Source organism: Ekhidna sp. (assembly GCF_039940915.1).
Taxonomy (GTDB): Bacteria; Bacteroidota; Bacteroidia; order Cytophagales; family Cyclobacteriaceae; genus Ekhidna.
In genome coordinates this window covers 342,765-363,179 of sequence record NZ_JBDVFO010000001.1, presented here as the reverse complement: position 1 = coordinate 363,179, position 20,415 = coordinate 342,765, and the positions used below count along the sequence as shown (strand labels likewise).

General features: G+C 40.8%; 21 protein-coding genes. 13 read left to right on the top strand and 8 right to left on the bottom strand.

Annotated elements, in window-relative coordinates; genetic code table 11:
• Positions 1-510, top strand: coding sequence for a DUF2480 family protein (locus ABJF57_RS01620; RefSeq protein WP_462231912.1), 510 nt, complete (start codon positions 1-3; stop codon positions 508-510).
• A 7-nt stretch (positions 511-517) separates the two neighbouring features.
• Positions 518-1,075: a YfiT family bacillithiol transferase gene (locus ABJF57_RS01615; RefSeq protein ID WP_462231914.1), complete on the top strand. Its 558-nt coding sequence runs from the start codon at positions 518-520 to the stop codon at positions 1,073-1,075.
• A gap of 45 nt (positions 1,076-1,120) precedes the next feature.
• On the opposite strand, the gene floA is transcribed toward ABJF57_RS01615, so the two are convergent.
• From floA to proS, 3 genes are read right to left on the bottom strand one after another with little or no spacing between them, the layout of a single operon-like run.
• Positions 1,121-2,143 (bottom strand): flotillin-like protein FloA, encoded by a 1,023-nt coding sequence (floA, locus tag ABJF57_RS01610; RefSeq protein ID WP_462231916.1) that lies wholly within the window; start codon positions 2,141-2,143, stop codon positions 1,121-1,123.
• Between the two features lie 4 nt (positions 2,144-2,147).
• Positions 2,148-2,618, bottom strand: coding sequence for an NfeD family protein (locus tag ABJF57_RS01605; protein ID WP_462231918.1), 471 nt, complete (start codon positions 2,616-2,618; stop codon positions 2,148-2,150).
• 5 nt (positions 2,619-2,623) lie between these two features.
• Positions 2,624-4,093, bottom strand: a complete 1,470-nt coding sequence (gene proS / locus ABJF57_RS01600; protein ID WP_462231920.1) for a proline--tRNA ligase — start codon at positions 4,091-4,093, stop codon at positions 2,624-2,626.
• A gap of 127 nt (positions 4,094-4,220) precedes the next feature.
• Between proS and ABJF57_RS01595 the strand changes: the two genes are divergently transcribed.
• Together ABJF57_RS01595 and ABJF57_RS01590 are read left to right on the top strand one after the other, a co-directional pair.
• Positions 4,221-5,402: a hypothetical protein gene (locus tag ABJF57_RS01595; protein WP_462231922.1), complete on the top strand. Its 1,182-nt coding sequence runs from the start codon at positions 4,221-4,223 to the stop codon at positions 5,400-5,402.
• An 18-nt stretch (positions 5,403-5,420) separates the two neighbouring features.
• Entirely contained in the window at positions 5,421-6,944 is a 1,524-nt protein-coding gene (locus ABJF57_RS01590; RefSeq protein WP_462231924.1) for an OmpP1/FadL family transporter, read from the top strand.
• Here the strand turns inward: ABJF57_RS01590 and ABJF57_RS01585 are convergent, their stop codons facing one another.
• The 3 genes from ABJF57_RS01585 to ABJF57_RS01575 are packed head-to-tail and all read right to left on the bottom strand — an operon-like array spanning position 6,945 to position 9,078.
• Positions 6,945-7,412: a shikimate kinase gene (locus ABJF57_RS01585; RefSeq protein ID WP_462231926.1), complete on the bottom strand. Its 468-nt coding sequence runs from the start codon at positions 7,410-7,412 to the stop codon at positions 6,945-6,947. It abuts the gene before it with no gap.
• Positions 7,409-8,503 (bottom strand): BT_3928 family protein, encoded by a 1,095-nt coding sequence (locus ABJF57_RS01580; protein ID WP_462231928.1) that lies wholly within the window; start codon positions 8,501-8,503, stop codon positions 7,409-7,411. Before ABJF57_RS01580 ends, ABJF57_RS01585 begins: the two co-directional genes overlap by 4 nt.
• Positions 8,504-8,538: 35 nt before the next feature.
• Positions 8,539-9,078: a DUF1599 domain-containing protein gene (locus ABJF57_RS01575; protein WP_462231930.1), complete on the bottom strand. Its 540-nt coding sequence runs from the start codon at positions 9,076-9,078 to the stop codon at positions 8,539-8,541.
• Between the two features lie 118 nt (positions 9,079-9,196).
• Here ABJF57_RS01575 and folP point away from each other — a divergent pair, with 118 nt between their 5' ends.
• Positions 9,197-10,030 carry a dihydropteroate synthase gene (gene folP / locus ABJF57_RS01570; protein WP_462231932.1) on the top strand — a complete coding sequence of 278 codons (834 nt, stop codon included), beginning with the start codon at positions 9,197-9,199 and terminating at the stop codon, positions 10,028-10,030.
• Positions 10,027-10,887: a diadenylate cyclase CdaA gene (gene cdaA, locus ABJF57_RS01565; protein WP_462231934.1), complete on the top strand. Its 861-nt coding sequence runs from the start codon at positions 10,027-10,029 to the stop codon at positions 10,885-10,887. The genes folP and cdaA overlap by 4 nt, the downstream gene beginning before the upstream one ends.
• Before the next feature lie 40 nt (positions 10,888-10,927).
• Here cdaA and kbl read toward each other — a convergent pair whose 3' ends face one another.
• Together kbl and ABJF57_RS01555 are read right to left on the bottom strand one after the other, a co-directional pair.
• Positions 10,928-12,118 (bottom strand): glycine C-acetyltransferase, encoded by a 1,191-nt coding sequence (gene kbl / locus ABJF57_RS01560; protein WP_462231936.1) that lies wholly within the window; start codon positions 12,116-12,118, stop codon positions 10,928-10,930.
• Between the two features lies 1 nt (position 12,119).
• Entirely contained in the window at positions 12,120-12,374 is a 255-nt protein-coding gene (locus ABJF57_RS01555; RefSeq protein WP_462231937.1) for a hypothetical protein, read from the bottom strand.
• Between the two features lie 80 nt (positions 12,375-12,454).
• Here ABJF57_RS01555 and ABJF57_RS01550 point away from each other — a divergent pair, with 80 nt between their 5' ends.
• From ABJF57_RS01550 to ABJF57_RS01520, 7 genes are read left to right on the top strand one after another with little or no spacing between them, the layout of a single operon-like run.
• Positions 12,455-13,405, top strand: coding sequence for an NAD-dependent epimerase/dehydratase family protein (locus tag ABJF57_RS01550; protein WP_462231940.1), 951 nt, complete (start codon positions 12,455-12,457; stop codon positions 13,403-13,405).
• Positions 13,406-13,449: 44 nt separating this feature from the next.
• The gene (locus tag ABJF57_RS01545) at positions 13,450-14,238 is read left to right on the top strand and encodes an enoyl-CoA hydratase/isomerase family protein (protein WP_462231941.1); all 789 of its coding nucleotides are present in this window, start codon (positions 13,450-13,452) and stop codon (positions 14,236-14,238) included.
• A gap of 3 nt (positions 14,239-14,241) precedes the next feature.
• Positions 14,242-15,714 carry a lipopolysaccharide biosynthesis protein gene (locus ABJF57_RS01540; RefSeq protein ID WP_462231943.1) on the top strand — a complete coding sequence of 491 codons (1,473 nt, stop codon included), beginning with the start codon at positions 14,242-14,244 and terminating at the stop codon, positions 15,712-15,714.
• 20 nt (positions 15,715-15,734) lie between these two features.
• Positions 15,735-16,733 (top strand): sugar phosphate nucleotidyltransferase, encoded by a 999-nt coding sequence (locus ABJF57_RS01535; protein ID WP_462231945.1) that lies wholly within the window; start codon positions 15,735-15,737, stop codon positions 16,731-16,733.
• A 4-nt stretch (positions 16,734-16,737) separates the two neighbouring features.
• Positions 16,738-18,441: a tetratricopeptide repeat protein gene (locus ABJF57_RS01530; RefSeq protein WP_462231947.1), complete on the top strand. Its 1,704-nt coding sequence runs from the start codon at positions 16,738-16,740 to the stop codon at positions 18,439-18,441.
• The gene (locus ABJF57_RS01525) at positions 18,434-19,177 is read left to right on the top strand and encodes a DUF4292 domain-containing protein (protein WP_462231949.1); all 744 of its coding nucleotides are present in this window, start codon (positions 18,434-18,436) and stop codon (positions 19,175-19,177) included. The genes ABJF57_RS01530 and ABJF57_RS01525 overlap by 8 nt, the downstream gene beginning before the upstream one ends.
• Positions 19,164-20,360: a murein hydrolase activator EnvC family protein gene (locus ABJF57_RS01520; protein WP_462231951.1), complete on the top strand. Its 1,197-nt coding sequence runs from the start codon at positions 19,164-19,166 to the stop codon at positions 20,358-20,360. The genes ABJF57_RS01525 and ABJF57_RS01520 overlap by 14 nt, the downstream gene beginning before the upstream one ends.
• The last annotated feature ends 55 nt before the right edge of the window (positions 20,361-20,415 follow it).

The window sequence follows — 20,415 nt, the reverse complement described above, 5'->3', positions numbered from 1 at the left end:
ATGGATGAGATTGTCAATAGGGTAGCGAAGAGTCCTTTGGTTTCGCTCGATTTAGAAGATTACTTACACTCAGGTGAATATGCGATCTTTGACTTGAAAGAAACCCTATTCGAAGGATTAATTCTGAGGGAAAAGAACTTTCGAGACTTCCTCAAGGAAAACGACTGGTCTGTGTATAAAGACAAGAATGTGGGGCTGATCTGTAGTGCAGATGCGATCGTGCCAACATGGGCATACATGCTCCTTACTACAAAAATTCGAGTCTATGCCAATTCTGTCACCTTTGGTGACAAAGAAGCCATTGAAAGATCCCTCATTGATGCGGCCATCGGAAAATGTTTAGAAGAGAATGATTTGAAAGGTAAGAAGGTAGTTGTCAAAGGATGTGGGGATGTTAAGAGCATTGAATATGCCTATTCGGCCTTGACGGAAAAATTATTCCCTATAGTAAGCAGCCTCATGTATGGAGAGCCCTGCAGTACTGTGCCTATCTTTAAGCAAAGAAAATAACCTAATTGTGGATATAGAAGTATTGAAATACCCGCTGGGGAAATACGATTCTCCTCAGGAGATTACCAGCGAAATACTCTCGGAGTGGATAGCGTCATTAGAGACATTGCCAGATAATTTGAAGAAGCTGGTAGGCAACCTTTCTTACGATGAACTCGAAATGCAATATCGCCCTGGCAGCTGGAATATTAAGCAGATCGTTCATCACTTGGCTGATAGTCATATGAACAGCTTTATAAGATTTAAGTGGATTCTCACGGAAGATAAGCCGACCGTAAAAACGTATAATGAAGAAGAATGGGCAAAGACGATAGATGCTACCAATGAAGAAATCAAGGAATCAACGCATATTTTGGAAGGTTTGCACAGTCGCTTGATCATGCTTTTAAAGGAGTTAAGACCGGATCAATTGAAGCGCACGTTTATCCATCCGGAGTATGGAAAGGAATTCACTTTGGAGTGGATGATTGGGTTATATGCCTGGCATTCGCGACACCATCTGGCGCATATCAAGCAAGCCATAGCGTTGGATGGGGAGTTTACACCAGAAAAAATAAACGAATAAAAAAAGGCCTGATCTCTCAGGCCTTTTTTTTAGGTTAGTTCAGGTTTAGCTTTTCTTCTTGCCAGATCTCTTACTTCCAGATCCCGCAATAGAGCTTCGCATATCTGTGTCAGCTTCAATGTTTTGGAACTTATAATAATCCATTACACCTAAGTTTCCACTTCGAAATGCTTCTGCTAGTGCTTTAGGTACTTCAGCTTCAGCTAAGATTACCTTAGCTCTTGCCTCTTGTGCCTTTGCTAACATCTCTTGCTCTTCAGCCACGGCCATTGCGCGTCTTTCTTCCGCCTTTGCTTCTGCCACCTTCAAATCAGCCGAAGCTTGATCCGTTTGAAGCTTAGCTCCAATGTTCGCTCCTACGTCTACATCCGCAATGTCAATGGAAAGAATCTCAAATGCTGTTCCAGCATCCAGGCCTCTTTGCAGTACGAGTTTTGAGATTTTATCAGGATTTTCAAGAACTTCTTTATGGGTAGCTGCAGAACCAACTGATGTCACAATTCCTTCGCCTACTCTCGCCAAGATTGTTTCTTCACCAGCACCTCCTACTAACTGCTTGATGTTTGCTCGAATGGTTACTCTGGCTTTTGCCACTAACTGAATTCCATCAGCTGCTACAGCCGCAACAGAAGGCGTGTTGATCACTTTCGGATTTACAGATACTTGAACAGCTTCAAAAACGTCTCTTCCTGCAAGGTCAATCGCAGTAGCCTGTTTAAATGCCAGGTCGATGTTAGCTTTATCAGCCGAAATGAGTGCGCGAATTACCTGCGGCACATTCCCGCCAGCCAGATAGTGTGCTTCCAATTCTTGCGTTTTTAGTTGTCTTTTGGTTCCACCTTCTTCGTCTTGGGTCATCAATCCAGCTTTGGTAGCAGTGATAAGAGAATTCACCACGATGGATGGAGGAACTTTTCTTATCCGCATGAATACCAACTCTAAAAGGCCAACACGCACACCAGAGAAAATGGCGGTGATCCAGAGATTGACAGGAACAAAGTAGAGAAAGATGAAAAAGAGGATAATTCCTCCAACAATAATTAAGACTAGCATTACACTGCCACCCATGATTTTAGTTTTTTACAGGTTGTACAAAAATTTTTGAAGACTCAATTCTTAAGACTTCAATTTCCACATTTTCAGCGACAAATCCACCATTGGATCGCACTTCTATTTCTTGCTCGTCAAACATTGCTTTGCCAACTGGCTTTAGCGATGAAATTGTGGTGCCTTTATCTCCAATTTTTACATCAAACTTAAAATTGTCATTGTGTTTCCCGGCAACTGACCCCTTCAACGAAAATCGCTCCCAAGATTTGCCTTTAAAAGCGATAACCAACACTACCACATTAATAATGAGCGCCACAAGGAGGATGATGGTGCCTGTTGATGCGCCGTAATAATCATAGCCCAGATAAATGCCATAGATGGAAAAAATGAACCCGAGAATTCCTACAATGGTAGTGCCGGGTACAAAAATAACCTCAGCAATGATCAGGAACGTGCCCAATAATATAAGTCCTATGATAGTAATCCAATCCATATTGGTTAGTAAGCTTTTGCGAAGAGTACACGCCCTTCTGATGGCTTACCTGTAAAGATACATTTTCCTTCTTCTTTTTTCTGATCCAGTGGAATACAACGAATGGTCGCTTTTGTTTCATCCTTGATTCTTTCTTCTGTCTCAGCAGTCCCATCCCAATGGGCAAGTACAAAACCATGCTCCACTAGCTCTTTGAATTGATCATACGTATCAGCCTTCTTGGTATTTCCTTCTCTGTAGGTTTTGGCCTTATTGTAAATGCTAGCTTGAATGTCCTCAAGCAATTGTGTCACATGATCCACCACCCCATCTATTGGATGAAAAGCTTTTTCCTTGGTATCCCTGCGCGCAATTTCGATCGTCCCTTTTTCAAGGTCTTTGGGTCCAATAGCTAACCTTACCGGAACACCTTTAAGCTCGTATTCAGCAAACTTCCATCCGGGCTTGTGCGTATCTCGCGAGTCAAATTTCACAGAAACTCCTTTTTCTTTTAGTTGCGAAACTATCGGAGCTACTACTTCCTCAATTTGTGCGAGTTGTTCCTCTTTAAAATAAATGGGAACAATGACTACCTGTATAGGTGCAAGCTTAGGAGGAAGCACCAGCCCGTCATCATCAGAATGTGCCATAACCAGCGCTCCCATAAGTCGAGTACTCACTCCCCATGATGTTCCCCATACTAATTCTTCTTTGCCCTCCTTTGTTGCAAACTTCACATCGAAAGCTTTAGCAAAATTTTGACCTAAAAAGTGAGAAGTACCCGCCTGTAGCGCTTTACCATCTTGCATCATCGCTTCAATACAATACGTGTCTACTGCTCCGGCAAATCGCTCGCTCTCCGTTTTGACGCCTTTTATCACGGGCATAGCCATAAACTCCTCGGCGAATGTCGCGTACACATTGAGCATTTGATTGGTCTCATCAATAGCTTCTTGTTTGGTTGCATGAGCAGTGTGCCCCTCTTGCCATAGAAACTCAGCTGTACGCAAAAACAAGCGTGTGCGCATTTCCCAGCGCATTACATTGGCCCATTGGTTGACAAGAATTGGAAGGTCACGATAGGATTGGATCCAGTTCTTGTAAGAATCCCATATTACTGTTTCAGATGTTGGTCGTATGATCAGTTCCTCTTCCAATCTGGCCTCAGGGTCAACGACAATTCCGTTCCCTTCCTCATCATTTTTTAATCGGTAATGCGTGACTACCGCGCATTCTTTGGCAAAGCCTTCTACATGATCTGCCTCCTTGCTCAAGAAGGATTTAGGTATCAAAAGCGGAAAATATGCATTCTCGTGTCCTGTATCCTTGAACATTTGATCAAGTGTTTGTTGCATCTTTTCCCAGATGGCAAAACCATAAGGTTTTATGATCATACAGCCTCTAACAGGTGAATTTTCTGCCAATCCAGCTTTTTTCACCAGCTCGTTGTACCACAATGAATAATCTTCTGAACGTGAAGGAATAGCTTTAGCCATGTATCTTTATATCTTTTGGTATGGAGTTTGCTTTTATAGTCCTAGATTTCTAAGGATCGCAAATATAGCGGAGGCGCTGAACAGACTGACCCTAGTGATCGTTATAAATAAAAAAAGGAGGTTCGTCATGAAGCATTATTTGAAAATTTTTCTAGTTATGATCTTAGGAACTTCTGCGATAGGAGCTATCGGTCAGGAGTACGATGATTTATACTTCACTAAAAAAGATCGAGTGAAGCAAAAGAAGAAATTCACAGAAGTGGCAGATCAGTACCAGCAAGAGCCCGTCAAAAGCGATGAGGAGCTGAGCTTCTTAGGCCGACAGTTTAAAAATAGCAATCCTGCGCCAGAGGAAGGATTTGTTAGCGAAGAATCGCTAGACTATTATAAGCCAGAAAAAACCCAGGAGGATTACCTCGCAGAAAATGATTACAGTGTTGATAATCAGTATCAAAACACAAACTTTAGCAATCCTCAAGAAACTTATTACGGCAACACTATACCTCAACAGGTGGTAGTAAATAACTACTATAATGACAATTGGAATAGCTTCAATGGATGGAATCGTCCGCGCTTAAGGTTTGGTTTTGGTTTTAATAGCTGGGGTGGAAATTTTTGGTCTATGTCTTACGGAAACGCATGGGGAGGACCGTTCAATGATCCATTCTGGAATCCGTGGTATAACAACTGGGGTCCTTCATGGGGATGGAATAGTTGGGCTTACAACCCTTGGGGCTGGGGAGGAGGACTCAATTCATTTTGGTGCCCTCCAGTATATGGAAATTTTTATGGCAGGCCTGTGTACGTAGTAGATAACAACGCTAGAAGTGGAAGAAATAGAGTGCGAGGCTCAAGGAATTCGAGAGGATCTGTTTCGAATAGAAGCAGTCGTTCTTCTTCAGGAAGAAGTGCTTCAGTTTCAAGAGAATCCAGAAGTAGTCGCGCTGATCATAGCCGACAACAAGCCGATTATCTGAATCGCTCCAGAAGTAGCAGATACAATACAAGCAATTCACGAGGATCAAGTTCAATTAATTCAAGGTCTACGAATACGAACGGTTCTTCCAGGGTGAATATGGGAGGAAGAACCAATTCAAATAGTAATGTAAATCGGTCTAGTTCCAGGCCTAACAACAGAAGCTATACTCCCCCTGCATCTCGAAGTAGCAGGAGCTCTTCAGTAAGATCATCCGGATCGTCTAGAAGTTCAGGCTCGGTGAATAGATCAAGAAGTTCTTCATCAAGTAGGTCTTCTGGTTCAAGATCCTCGTCGGGTAGATCCAGCTCTAGCAAAAGAGGAAGAAACTAAACTTAATTTTTAAGATCAATGAGAAAAAAGCTACTTACACTTTTGTTTTTTGTGTTTGGCTGTTCAGTTATATCCAATGCTCAATATTTTGAAGATGCTTATAGGTTTAGTCGAAGTAATTACGGGCTAGGAAGTACTGCTAGAATGCAGGCCATTGGTGGAGCCCAAATAGCGCTTGGTGGAGACATCAGTTCTGCCGTATCAAATCCGGCGGGATTAGGATTTTTCAACAAAGGAGTATTTGTATTTACCCCCTCGATGGATTTTGTCAATGCGGATTCCAAGTATGGGATATTCAATGGGGGGAGTGCTGATTTTCAAGGAGCAGAAGAAACGTTTAGAAACAATTTCAATTTCGCCAACATTGGGGCCGTGATCAATTTCACAAAGGGACGATTTACAGATGATAAGTTTAAGGGAGGTTCTCTGGCTATCACATTGAATAGAAGCAATACGTATCACCTGAGTAGGAAGTATGAAGGGGAGAATGAATTCAATTCCATTGTCGACAACATATTAGCGGAGGCAGGTTTTCAGGATGTTAGTCAGTTGAATGAGTTAGGATTTGCAGCATTTGATCAATTTTTAATTACTCCGGCAGGTGGAGGTTATGATGCTTTTGTTGGGGGATTCCCGATTCAAAGGGAATCCATTAAAGAACGAGGATCACACTACCAGATGAATATAGCTTGGGGAGGAAATTACGATGATAAACTATACTTCGGAGGTGGAATGGGACTACAGTTCATCAATTATAAGCAAGAAAGAACCTATGAAGAATTTGATTTTCTGCAAGGAGGAACAGATTTGGATTCACTTAATTCGATAATCATCGATGATCAATTAGAAGTAAGAGGACGCGGGATCAACTTTAATTTTGGTGCCATCTTTCGACCGGCAGATTTTTTAACCATCGGAGCAACCTACACCTCTCCATCTTTCATGTCACTCGATGAAGAGAGTTTTATAGACCTTGAAGCAGATTGGGATGCAGGCACTAGCTACACAGAAACCGTAGATGGCGAAACGGTAACCTATGATCTAGGAAATATCGACCCCTACCAGAGCGACCTTTTTGTAAATAATTATAAGCTGAGAACTCCATCAAAAGTAGGTGTAGGCGTAGCAGCCTTCATAGGTAAGAGTGGCTTCATCAGCGGTGATGTTGAGTACATAGATTACAGCAGCGCCAATCTCAATTCAGATGATATAGCTACAAAAGATGACAATGCGATTATCGACGGACTTTATGAGTCCGTAGTAAATGTCCGGTTTGGTGGCGAATACCGATTTGATAATTTCCGACTAAGAGCAGGGTATGCCTTTCTTCCTGATCCAATAAAAGATTCCAACTTGCTGGATCGTACGGATATCACTTTTGGATTTGGCTACCGCACATTTGATTATTTCCTTGACTTTGCAGTTGTTTCAAGTAAAACACAACTAGAGTCAGTACCCTATTTTTCTGAACTGAATCAGCCATTTAGTAGGTCGGATATTCAAAGAACTACCGTTTCTGTGACTTTTGGTCTGAATTTCTAGTTAGAAAAGTTTAAGAATCTCTTTGTACACCTGGATGGTATGATCAGCTTGATTGTACCATCCTTTCCTTTTTTCCAAAAGCTCTGACAAAGTATTCGTTTTCATTAATGGACGAGAGGTGTCCAACTTCAAGCGGTCTTCAATTTCTGCAACTGGGGTATTCAAGAAGATAGTTGCGCCAGCATGCTGCATGGTTTCCAAATTATTGAAGAAACACGGTGTGCCACCGCCAGTTGCCAAGACAAATGAATCAATCTCAGCGATGATCTTCTCTAGGTGACTTTTTTCTAACTGCCGAAAGTGGGCTTCTCCTTTTTCCTCAAATATCTGCGAAACAGATAGCTTTGTGCTCTTCTCTATATCCTGATCTAGATCAATAAATTGAATGCCTAGATGTACAGCCAAATCCAGACCCATTGTGGTCTTGCCGGCCCCAGGCAATCCAATGAGAAAAATCTTTTGATTCACTGCTGATTAAGGATTTCGATTACATCATCAGCCAATGGCGTGTCATTGTAATGCCACTTGGCAATGACTACCCCATCTTTCAGTAGGACCACACCTGGATTCGATCGAACCATGGTTTTCAATACAGTGGCATCTGCAAAATAATATGGAACAGCTAGCTGGTTTGCGTGCCGAAAGGCTTCGAATTTTTCATAACCAGAAGAGGTCAGTACCCAGGTTTTATACCTTGGATTGTCATATGTCAAATTTCTTAAGCGATCTATTTCATCAAGGGAAGTCTTTTCAACCTGATGAATGATGATAATCAATTTTGTGCCTGTTAGTAGTTCATCTGTATAGTCATCGTCGCCCTGCCATACGTTGAGATCCGTAATTTTAGCAGCAGCTTCTGGGTTGGTCAGTCTAGCTTCAATATATTCATATCCTCCTTCAGAAGGGTATGTTTCGAACTCAGATGTCTCACCATCTTTTTCCATGACATATACATATTTTAAAGGGGCTGAATTTTGCATCAAAGTCGGCAAATGATTGCCTACTTTGTACGCTCTGAAGTCGATAAAGGGTAAATGCTGTATGGAATAGATCGCGATCAGAACAAAGAAAAAAGTGCTGCCCACAACTTTAATTTCACTCAACTTCACGCTGAGCATTGGTTTGTAACTATCTCTTTTCCAAAAGATTACTCCGATGAGAACCAGGAGGATGATGTCCTTATAAAATGACTGCCAGGGGGTAAGCTTAATGGCATCTCCAAAACATCCACAATCGGTTACTTTATTGAAGTAGGCGGAATAAAAAGTGAGGAAGGTAAAGAACACGATCATGGCTAAGAGAATCCAGGATGTGGATTTCATACGATAGCCAATGATTAAGGCTATGCCAAGGACAACCTCTAACACGCTGAGGACTACACTAAGGAAAAGGGCAGCCGGAACAAACCAATCAAAGAATGGGGCTATATCGGTTGCAAACACCTGAAAGTATTCTTCCAGTTTAATCGCCGTTCCTACTGGGTCATTCACTTTAATGATGCCGGAGAAAATAAATAAGCATCCGACAGCATATCGTGCAAATTCCTTTATGATTTTCATGTGTATTTAGTTTATTTCAATTGTGGACCATTTCATCATTCCTTCATCTTTATGAGACAGAATACGGAATAGTTGATCATGTCTTGATAGTTAGCATCAATACCTTCTGAGATTAGGGTTTTGCCAGCATTGTCCTCAATTTGCTTTACACGCATGAGCTTCATGAGAATAATGTCCGTCATTGAACTTACGCGCATTTCTCTCCATGCTTCTCCATAGTCGTGATTTTTTGCAGTAAGTAAGTTCATCGTATCGTCAGCAACCTGATCATACTTTGGTTCCAATTCATCAAATGGAATCTCCATCTCCTCGGTTCCATTCAATTGCATTTGAATAATAGCGATGATGCAATAGTTGATGATACCAATGAACTCGTTACCTATGTCTTCACCAACTTTGTTTTCACCCTTTTCTTGAATGGATCTTATGCGTTGGGCTTTGATGAAAATCTGATCGGTAATGGAAGGCAACCTCAAAATTCTCCAGGCGGTACCGTAATCTTTTGTCTTTTTAGCAAAAATCTCTTTGCATTCAGAAATGATCTCCTTGTATTGCTGCTCAGTTTCCTGTCTCATGTAAATTTACTCACGAAGTGAGCGTTAAATATTTCAATGCTTCACGAAATAAATAATTTTTTAGTTCAATGCGTAAGAGCTCTCTACGTCATTTTACTAACCAAGCAAAACTAATCCATTGAGTATCAAAGATAGCATCAATATAAGAGGAGAAATTGTGGATCTATCATCTCCAAAAGTGATGGGCATTATCAATGTTACTCCCGATTCATTTTTTGCAGAGAGTAGAAAAATGGTCAACAGTGAGATTTTGATGAGAGCAGAAAAGATGCTTAATGACGGAGCAACCTTCCTAGATGTTGGAGGATATTCATCAAGGCCAGGAGCGGAGGATATTTCTGTAGAAGAAGAGATAGTTCGCGTGGCTGAACCGATTGAGCAGATTGCAAAAAGATTTCCTGACGCCATCATTTCCATAGATACATTTAGATCCAAGGTGGCCAGAATAGCCATCGAATCCGGAGCTGCTATTGTAAACGATATATCAGCAGGTCATTTAGATGATGAAATGTTGACATCAGTCGCGGAAATGGGAGTTCCATACATTGCAATGCATATGCGGGGCACGCCTCAAACCATGAAGAATCTCACAGATTACAATGATTTAGTCTTGGATGTAATGAAATATTTCTCAGCAGTACTTGAGCGTTCCAACCACTTGGGGATAAAAGATGTCATAATAGACCCGGGGTTTGGATTTGCGAAAACGGCTGAGCAGAGTTTTGATCTGTTAAATAAACTGGATCATTTTCACCACCTAAATCAGCCACTTCTTGTAGGCGTCTCGCGTAAGTCCATGATCTACCGAACACTTAAATTGACCGCTGAAGAATCTTTGAATGGCACTTCGGTATTAAATACCGTAGCTTTGTTTAAGGGTGCCGCCATTCTTCGTGTACATGATGTTAAGGAGGCTGTGGAAGCCGTAAAACTTATAAATCAACTGAATTGATTTTAGCTTTTCAAATAGGATTTTTAGACATAAGCTGGAAGGATGCTTTGGACATTCTTTTGGTGACGATCCTATTGAGTCAGATCTACAAACTGATGAAAGGAAGTGTGGCGATCAAAGTCTTCGTTGGATTCCTTGCTATATACCTGATCTACCTTGTGGTGAGTGCGCTGCAGATGGAGCTTTTGAGTACAATACTTGGTCAATTCATGGGCGTGGGAGTATTGGCTGTCATTATTCTCTTCCAACAGGAAATCAGAAAATTTCTATTGCTTGTGGGTAGAACAAACATTTTTGAAGAAGGTAAATTTTTCAAAAATGTTAGGTTTTGGTCCCAAAATGGGAATGTACGGAGAGCCAATATCACTCCGATAGTCGAAGCGGTTAAATCTTTGGCTGGATCCAATACAGGAGCATTGATAGTTCTCTCGGAGGATTCACCGTTGAAGTTTTACGCCGAATCAGGCGATGCCTTGGATTCCTTGCTTTCAAAAAGACTCTTACTCGCCATCTTTAATAAGTACAGTCCATTGCATGACGGAGCTGTAATCGTTCATAAAGATCGCATCGTAGCTGCAAGATGTATTTTACCTGTGACCGAAAGAGATGTTTCAGCACAATATGGTTTGCGGCATAGAGCAGGTCTGGGAATGTCAGAGAATACGGAGACGTTTATCATCGTAGTTTCAGAAGAGACCGGTCAGATTTCTGCCATGCAGAATGGTGAGATTATGCATAATATCTCGGCTCAAGAGCTCAGAAAACAAATCAACAAATACCTCCATGAGCCCAAGGAGTTGAAAAAAGAGAAAGAGAAGAAAGAATCGGATGTTGAGATTAAGGAGGAGGTTGCATAAGAATCCCCACTTTCGCGAGGATTCAGTCTATTAAAATATGCTATTGTATCACACCCAGATCTTTACCTACTTCAGTAAAGGCTTGGATCGCCTTATCAAGATGTTCGCGCTCATGAACGGCAGAAATTTGCACACGTATCCTAGCCTCACCTTTTGGGACCACTGGAAAATAGAAACCAATCACATAAATACCTTTTTCAAGTAGCTTAGCTGCCATCTCTTGAGAGAGCTTAGCATCGTAAAGCATAATTGGAACAATTGGATGTTCACCCGGTTTGATGTCGAATCCTGCTGAAGTCATCTGCTCTCTGAAGTATTTGGTGTTTTCTTCCAACGTATCTCTGAGCTCTGTCGTCTCACTGAGCATGTCAATCACCGCAATCGATGCTCCAGTAATTGAAGGAGCTAGTGTATTTGAGAACAAATACGGCCTTGATCGTTGGCGCAGAATGTCAACAATTTCTTTTTTAGCCGCAGTAAACCCTCCTGAAGCCCCGCCTAACGCCTTACCAAGCGTGCCGGTTATGATATCAACTCGATCCATACAGTTTCGATATTCGTGAACCCCACGTCCCGTTTTACCAATAAATCCAGTTGAATGACATTCATCAGTCATCACCAAGGCATCATATTTATCAGCCAGATCACAAATTTTATCCAACTGAGCGATGGTGCCGTCCATTGAAAATACCCCATCAGTAACTATGATTTTAACCTTTGCTTCAGAGGCTGTTTTTAGCTGCTCCTCTAAATCTGCCATGTCATTGTTTTTGTATCTGTAACGTTTTGCCTTGCAGAGGCGAACTCCATCAATGATGGAGGCATGATTCAGGGAATCTGAGATAATAGCATCTTCTGGGCCTAGCAGAGGTTCGAATACCCCACCATTGGCATCAAAGGCAGCAGCATACAGAATAGTATCTTCCATGCCAAGAAACGTTGAAATTTTCTGTTCCAACTCTTTGTGAATATCCTGAGTACCACAAATGAATCGCACCGATGACATACCAAAACCGTGTGAGTCAATGGATTTTTTTGCAGCCTCCACTACTTTAGGATGTGATGAAAGTCCGAGATAATTATTCGCGCAAAAATTGACAACATCAGATCCGTCGGTTAGTTTAATGTCTGCTGATTGAGGAGAGGCAATAACACGCTCTTGTTTGTAAAGACCGGCCTCTTTAATTTCCGTTATTTCCTTCTCTAGTCTTGGCTTTAGTGATTTATACATGTCAGCTTGTTTTCGGTTTTAAGGGTTTTATTTTTGGTCGCATCGCTTTGGAAGGAGTAGTTGTCTTCACTTCTGTCACACCCTCAAGCTTATGAGCCCTTCGTATCTTGTTAATTAAAAAAAGTTTTTGCTGTGTAAAACTATCCGGGTGCAATTGATCAAAGAGTTGTCTGAACTCAGCGTATTGAGTCGGTTCAGCTTTCTTGTATTTTTCAGGATCTATTTTTTTACCAGTTAAATATTCATCAAACAGCATTGTGGCAAATTTAATGGATGCAAGTTTTCTAGCTCGATGTAAATTTGCGATCCTTAAACCCAATAAACAACCATTTACCCATGGATAAAATCCTGATTATAGGTGCTTGTGGACAACTTGGAACAGAGCTGACCCTGAAGCTAAGAGAACTAAAGGGAACAGAAAATGTCATTGCTTCAGATTTGCTAGATGAACCTGTAGAGCTGCTCAACGATGGGCCATATGAAAAACTCAACATCCTAAATAAAGAGTCCTTTCATATCATTTTGGAAGAACATAACATTACACAGGTATATCACCTGGCAGCTGTTCTTTCTGCGAAAGGCGAGCAAAATCCACTTTTTGCCTGGCAGCTAAATATGGAGAGCTTGCTTACCGTGCTTGAAGCAGGAAAAGATAAACTTGAAAAAATCTATTGGCCGAGTTCCATTGCAGTATTTGGCCCTGATACTCCAAAGGAAAATACACCTCAGAATACTGTGATGAGCCCCAACACAGTCTATGGTATTTCAAAATTAGCTGGCGAACGATGGTGCGAATATTATTTCGAGAAGCATGGAGTGGATGTAAGAAGTTTGAGATACCCTGGATTGATCGGGTATAAAGCCTTACCTGGTGGAGGCACAACTGACTATGCTGTTGATATCTTTCACAAAGCTATTGCGGGAGAAAACTATGAGAGTTTTTTGTCAGAAAACAGCATGCTGCCCATGATGTACATGGATGATGCAGTGAAGGCAACCATTGACTTAATGGAAACGGCAGCTGAAAACTTGAAAGTGCATAGCTCATATAATTTGGCGGCCATGAGCTTTACACCAAAAGAAATTGCCGAAGAAATTAAAAAACATTACCCTGATTTTGAGATTACTTATAATACGGATTTTAGGCAAAAAATAGCCGATAGCTGGCCTGGAAGTATTGATGACAGTGCTGCAAGAAACAATTGGGGATGGCAACATTCCTATGGACTCAAAGAACTTGTAGAGGTGATGATTACCAATTTGAAAAGCACAATTGTTTTTGATTAGGGTATTTTTTCCCCTTTCTTTCCATTTCGAAAAACCAAGCAACCATGGAATCTTACGAAAATCTTGCTCTTGATTTAGCTGACAGTATTCTAACTATTACAATCAACCGGGAAAGTAAAATGAATGCGCTCAATCGAGCGACAATGCTGGATATCAGAGATGCATTTCAGTATGTTCAAGACAATCCAAAGGACATTAGAGGAGTGATTTTGACAGGTGCTGGGGAAAAAGCATTCGTTGCTGGCGCTGATATTAGTGAGTTTTCCGGTTTGAGCGAAATGCATGCAAGGAAATTTGCTGAAGAGGGACAAGAAATATTCCAGTCGATAGAAAATAGTCATACGCCTGTCATTGCGGTAGTGAATGGGTTTGCGCTAGGTGGAGGCTGTGAGTTAGCCATGTCCGCTCATATGAGAATAGCCGTAAGTACCGCAAAATTTGGACAACCGGAAGTCAACCTAGGATTGATCCCCGGATACGGCGGGACACAACGCTTAACACAACTTATAGGGAAAGGCAGAGCTTTTGAGTTTTTGATGAGTGCGGATATGATCTCAGCAGAAAAGGCAGAGCAATTGGGTTTGGCAAATTATGTGGAGGCTGATAAAGCTGCCGCTCACGCCAAAGCCGTGGAACTCTTAAAGAAAATAGCATCCAAAGCACCAGTAGCCATAGGCTTGGTAATTGATTCAGTAAATGCTTGCTTTGAGACGGGCGTAAACGGCTATCAAACAGAAGCCAATGCATTTGCCGGTTGTTTTGGAACAGAAGATTTCAAAGAGGGTGTTACCGCATTCTTAGAAAAAAGAAAAGCAGATTTTAAAGGCGAATAACCCTTGTCAATTCTCAGAAAGCTAGCCAGCCAGACAGCAGTTTATGGCTTAAGTAGTGTGCTTGGGCGAATGCTCAATTACCTATTAGTCCCACTATATACTTCCGTTTTTCTTCCGGCAGAATATGGCATTGTTACCGAGCTGTATGCGTATGTGGCCTTTCTCAATATTCTTTATATCTATGGTTTAGAAACAGCCTATTTTCGGTATTCTTCTAACAAAACAGGTAGCGACTATTTTAACCTTGCGTTTACAAGTATTCTAGTTACCTCTCTGCTTTTCTCAGGACTCATTTGGGTTCTTTCAGAAAGAATCGCCGATCTGCTACAATATCCTGACAAAGCCCATTACATTCAATGGCTCGCCGCAATTCTAGCGATTGACGCCATTGTAGCAATCCCTTTTGCGAGACTTAGACAGGACGGAAAAGCGAAGCGTTTTGCGCTATTCAAGCTTTCCAATATTGGAGTTAATATTTTGCTCAACCTTTTCTTCATCTTATGGTGTCCAATGATTCTTGAGCAGAACCCTGAGAGTTTTGTAAAAAGCATTTTTGACCCACAGTTAGGTGTTGGTTATGTGTTCTTGTCTAACCTAATTGCAAATGGACTTTACTTGATATGTTTCATTCCTGACTGGATGAAATTGAAACTCAGTTTCAATGCAACAGAATGGAAAAGGATGATAAAGTACGCATGGCCCGTTTTGATTATTGGCTTTGCAGGTGTCATCAATGAAATGTTGAGTCGTGCAATCTTAAAATACCGGCTGCCCGAAGGGTTTTATGAAGGTTTTACAAATCTTGAGATTCTGGGGATTTTCGGAGCGTGTTACAAACTTTCTGTTTTCATGACACTGGCTGTGCAGGCATTTAGGTATGCATTCGAGCCGTTTTTTTTCGCACAGTCAAAAGAGAACAACTCACCTCAAGTTTTTAGTCAAATAATGACATGGTTTGTTCTTTTTACTGCTTTTAGTTGGTTGGTGCTCAGCGTATTCATGCCATATTATGCGCCTATCTTCCTAAGGCAAGAAAGCTACTTGTTGGCGCTGAATGCGGTGCCCTGGCTCCTTGGTGGAGGATTGTTTCTTGGAGTTTTCTACAATCTTTCTCTTTGGTACAAGTTGACAGACAAAACACTTTATGGTGCATACATTAGTGCAATAGGGGCACTTGCCACCTTCATTCTCAACTGGTTACTCATTCCGCTAATTGGATATATGGGTTCAGCAGTTGCCACCTTCACTTCATACTTACTCATGGTAATAGTTTCTTACGTGTGGGGAGCTAAACATTATCCGGTTCCATATCAAGTAGTGAAGGTGATTGGGTACATAAGTTTAGCCGGTTTAGGCATACTTGTGAACGAGCTAACGCAACAATCAGTCGTAAAGGCTGTTCTGGTCGTGTTAATCTTTCTAACTTTGTGCATCATTTTAGAAAGAAAGTCTTTACAAAAAATCAAAGCTAAATAGCTAAAAATCAATACTTTTCTATGAATTTGATCATTCCGATGGCCGGCAAAGGGAAGCGTCTGCGACCACACACACTCACAACACCAAAACCTTTGATTCCTGTGGCTGGTAAGCCGATTGTCCAGCGGTTAGTTGAAGATATCGCTGAAGTAACGCCGGAGAAAATCGAGAAAATTGGATTCATTATTGGAGATTTTGATGAAGAGATAAAAGAAAAACTTAGAGAAATCGCAAAAGAAGTTGGAGCTGAGGCTTACTTTTTCACTCAAGAAATTGCGGAAGGAACAGCCCATGCCATTGCGTGTGCAAATGAAATTTTAGAAGGAAAAGTGACGGTTGCATTTTCAGATACGCTTTTCAGAGCAGATTTTAAACTGAACTCGGAAGATGATGGCATTATTTGGACGAAGCAAATAGAGGATCCCAGTGCTTTTGGTGTTGTTAAATCAAATGAGGACGGCATTATCACTGATTTTATAGAAAAGCCAAAGGAATTTATTTCTGATCAAGCCATCATTGGCATTTATTATTTCAAAAAAGGCGAGGATTTAAGGGCTGAAATCGATTATTTGATAAGAAATGATATACGTGGGGGAGGTGAATTTCAGTTGACGATGGCACTGGAGAATCTAAAAGAGAAAGGCACCAACTTCACAATTGGCACAGTAAATGAGTGGTTAGATTGTGGAAATAAGGCAATCACAGTAGAGTCAAACTCGAGATACCTTGGCTTTTTAGAAGGGGAGAATCTCATTGCAGAAAATGTGGAAATTGAAAATTGTGAAATAATAGAACCGGTATTTGTAGGGGAGGGATCGAAAATCGTAGACTCTACAATTGGGCCAAATGTCTCTATAGGCAAGAATTGCATGATCAGTAACTCTAAGCTATCTGAATCACTCATTCAAAATAACACGTCACTTGTAGACGTTGATTTAACCAACTCAATGATTGGAAACTTCGTTAAGTTGGAAGGCCAACCCAAATCGGTAAGTTTAGGTGATTACAGCGAATGGTAAATTGATGCGGATATTTTTATTTTCAGTACTTCTGATCTCAACTTTTCTTTCCTTTTCCCAAAGGAAGAAGAAAGATGTTGCCGTGCCTCTGACGCAGGAAGATTCATTGAAGCTGGAAGGGGTTTTAATAGAGGCAGAAAAGCAGCTGATACTAGAAAATTATGCTAAGGCACTAGAAAATTTCCATGTAGCGCTAGAAATGAACACGGAGAGTTCAGCTACCAACTTTAAAATTGCGGAGGTGCTTGCTAAAAGCAATGAAGGACAAAAAGCTCTTCCCTTTGGCCTCAAAGCCATCGAACTAGATCCGAGAAACAAGTATTACAGGCTGGGACTGGCACGTATTTATCAATCCATAGGGTTTTACGTGGATGCGGCTAAAACTTACGAAGGTCTTGTTGAGCTGTTTCCGTCAGAAGAAAATGCCTTATATGAATTAGCAGAATTATATCAGCTGACAGGACGAAAGGATGATATGTTTCGAGTCTTTGATTTGATTGAAGCAAAGCTGGGTGTGAAGGAAGAAATTACTAGGGAAAAGCAGCGGATATATATGAAAGAAGGAAAGCTCGATGCGGTCATTGCTGAGTATGACAAATTAATCGATGCTTATCCAAACGAATCCTCATACAAAGCTGAGTTGATAAACTTCCTTATTCAGAATAAGAGACTTGAACGAGCTGAAAAGGCCATTGTCGATTACGAAAAAACCGAAACCTCATCCTCTCGGATTACCATGATGAAAAGTGAATTGGCATGGATGCGAGGCAATCATGAAGAATCTTTGGTGCTACTCAGTGAGGCTTTTGAGACCAACGTCATCGATTTTGATTCAAAATTTCAAATCATATCGAACTACCTGGTAATGAATACCAAGCCAGAGACGAAAAGTAAGCTTACCCAAATTGCAGTGCAGCTAGCCGAACAATTTCCTGATGAATTTAAAGCACAAGCTTTTGTTGGTGACCTACTGTATCAAGACGGTAAAAGCAGAGATGCGGTAGCCTATTACCTAAAGGCAGTGGAATTGAACCCATCCAATTATTCTGTTTGGCAGAATATCATAAACGTAGAGGCTGACCTGAATGCATATGATAGTGTAGTAGTACATGCAGAAAGAGCGCTGGAGTATTTCCCTAATCAGGCCTTGTTGTACTATTTTGCAGGTACCGGGCATTTGATTAATCAAGATCTGAAGAAGGCTGTACGGGTTCTCGAGCAAGGAAAAAAATACACAGTAGATCCCAATTTGCTCACTGTTTTTTATGGACAACTAGGAGATGCTTACAATGGGCTAAAAGAAAGCGAGAAATCATATAACGCCTATGATAAAGCATTGGAGAATGGTCCGAATAATGATCATGTGCTGAATAATTATAGTTATTATCTATCGCTGGACAACAAGAACCTTGAAAAAGCCTTAGAAATGTCGACCAGGCTAGTCGAACAGCATCCAAATAACCCAACCTACTTAGATACTCATGGATGGGTTCTGTATGCGAGTGGCAAATACAAGGAATCTAAAAAATTCCTAGAAAAAGCAGTTTCATTGGACAATGATGGCACAGTCATTGAACACTATGGTGATGTCCTCTTCCAGTTGGGAGAAGTCGAGGAAGCAATCAAGCAGTGGGAAAGGGCTCGTGATTTAGGGAGTGCTTCAGAATTAATTGGGAAGAAAATTTCAGATCGAAAGCTTTATGAATAAGCTCTTACTACTTTGTCTTGTCGCAATGATTGGGTTGAGCTCATGCAACCGAAAGGTGGGAGCGATTTTTGGCAAAAAAAAGGATAAGCTTGAGGTGGTCGATCCAGAATTCGATTACCTCTCTGCAAAAGCAAAATTTAATTTTGATGACGGTGAAAAAAGCTATTCAACATCCGCTAATTTTAGAATAAAAAAAGATAGTCTCATCTGGATTTCTTTTTCACCAGCATTGGGAATTGAAGTTGCTCGTGTGCTGATTACAACCGAAAATGTGTTTATTCTGGACAAATTAAAGAAAGAATATTATGAATATTCATATGAAGAATTGTCCAAAAATTTTGACTTTGATTTTAATTTCAAAATGATTCAGTCCGTGGTATTGGGAAATCTAGTGGAGCCCTACAAAAAGCAACGCGTTGAAAAGATGGATAACTTTTTTACATACACTGCTTCAAAAGGATTGTATCTATATCAGAATTTTATTGGCGCCTCAACAATGAAACTTGAGAAAGTTCAGGTGTTCGATGAGGGGACAGGAAATACGATTTCAGTAAATTACGGTGATTTTATATTGGTGAACAGTCAGATTTTCCCCAATGAAATTTCGGCAGTCATTGACTATGAAGCTAAAAACAAACCGAATACAGAGGTTAACATATCCTATAATAAGATGGTCATCGAAGACGGCCCCATTAGCTTCCCCTATTCAGTCCCAAGTAAGTATGAGAAGAAATAGTCTTCACATAATTCTATTCTTTTTTGCTTTTTTACTGTTGGATTTTGATGCGTTTAGTCAAAAAACGAAAAGCCAGCTAGAACTCGAAAAGAAGGAAAACCTCAGGAAAATTGCTGAAGCAGAACGCATTCTTAATGAGACTGCAGATGAAAAAAAGGTAACATTAGGACAACTCAGGGCGCTAAATCAACAGATCAATGCCAGAGCGTCTTTGATTCGTTCAATCGGCTCAGAAATTACTATTCTAGATAATGAGATAACAGATTTACGAATTGTGGTATCCTCCCTTCAAGAGGATCTTAAGCATTTGAAGGAAGAATATGCAGAGCAGATTTATTCCTCCTATAAGGCGAACAAAGGAAATAGCAGACTCATGTTTTTATTTTCAGCCAGTGATTTCAATCAACTTTTGCAAAGGCTAAAATATCTAGAACAATACTCAGATGCGAGAAGGCTTCAGGCAGAGCAGATTGAAGTAGTGACCAAAGAACTAAACGATCAACGCAGTAGAGTAGAAGCAAAAAGAGCAGAGCAGCAGAGACTTTTAAATCAGCAGCTCCGTGAAAAAAATAAGCTTGCCAATTCAAAGAAGAAGCAATCCAAATTGGTAGCTCAGCTTACTAAGAAAGAAAGACAACTTCGAAAAGAAGTGGAAGATCGCAAAGCAGCAAACGCTCGATTAAATACCTTAATTGCGAAAATCATTGAAGACGAGGCGAGAAAAACCTCGACCGCTTCCACTGCGGAATCTGCAAGTGCGGCAGAGTTGACTCGCTTGTTCGAATCAAAGAAAAACAGTCTTACATGGCCAGTAGGGTCTGGCTTTATAGCCACTAAATTTGGAAAGCAGCCACACCCCGTCCTTAAAAGGATAACGGTAGTTAACGACGGAGTAGGAATACAAACAGAAAAAAATTCTCAAGTAAAAGCTGTTTTTGATGGAGAAGTGACGTTGATAGGTACAATTCCTGGTAAAAATAATGTCGTGGTAATCAGGCATGGAGCCTACTTGACGGTGTATGCTCAACTAAAAAATGTAAACGTTAAAAAAGGCCAGAAAGTAAGATCAGATGAAATTATCGGTGAAGTCTATACTGATAGAGATGGTGTATCTGAGTTAGAATTTCAGGTTTATAAGGGCATGACAAAGCTAAATCCAGAAAATTGGTTAGCTATGAAATGATAATTTGTCAACTTATTGGACAAAGCTCCGTTTCTAAATACCTATCTTTGTAACT